Origin of the sequence: Streptomyces africanus (assembly GCF_002150735.1) — a bacterium.
Taxonomy (GTDB): domain Bacteria; phylum Actinomycetota; class Actinomycetes; order Streptomycetales; family Streptomycetaceae; genus Streptomyces; species Streptomyces africanus.
The window spans coordinates 1-594 of the sequence record NZ_MUKA01000579.1 but is presented as its reverse complement, the minus strand read 5'-3'; the positions used below and the strand labels follow the sequence as shown (position 1 = coordinate 594).

Below are 594 nucleotides of genomic sequence, written 5' to 3'. Positions count from 1 at the left end.
CTGACGCACCCGCCCGGTTCCGCCCGGCCGCCCCCGCCCGGGTGGCGGTACAGGCGTCCACGTGACGAGACGCCGTTGACCGTGCGCATGCCACCTGGCTAGGTTCGGCTCCATGTTGCGTTCAGCCCTGCTCACCACGCGCGGTCACATCGACCTGCTGCGGGTGGCCTCCGCCGCGTGTCGCCGCGGCTGCTGACGCCCTTCTCCCCCTCGCGTTCCGGTTCCCTCGCCTTGGTTCCGCCTGCCCGCTGAACTCCTCTGTCCTCGCTTGAACTCCCTTGTTCTGGCTTGAACTCCCTTGTTCTCGTCGGTGCGGCGGCAGCGAGGAGTGCCTCCGCCTTCTCCTTGCCCGTGCTCTCCCCGTGGAGCCTTCATGAGCATCAGCCATGCCCCTCCCAGGTCACCGAAAAGCGATATTTCGCCTATATCAGCCCCTGACCTCGACCTCCAGCCCCTCGTCCCCACCTCCTCCCGCCGCACCCGCGTCCCCCGCTGGCTGCGTCGCACCACGGGCCCGGTCCTGCTGCTGGCGTTGTGGCAACTCCTCAGCAGCACGGGCGCGTTGCAGCCGGACGTGCTCGCCTCGCCCGGCCG

General features: G+C 69.5%; 1 protein-coding gene and 1 pseudogene. Both read left to right on the top strand.

Translation table 11 applies throughout. From position 1 onward, the window contains the following. Positions 1-112: 112 nt before the first annotated feature. Positions 113-196 carry a putative leader peptide gene (locus tag CCL05_RS47670; RefSeq protein WP_349817350.1) on the top strand — a complete coding sequence of 28 codons (84 nt, stop codon included), beginning with the start codon at positions 113-115 and terminating at the stop codon, positions 194-196. A 177-nt stretch (positions 197-373) separates the two neighbouring features. Continuing rightward, positions 374-594, top strand: a pseudogene (locus tag CCL05_RS42280) (ABC transporter permease); the annotation flags it as partial.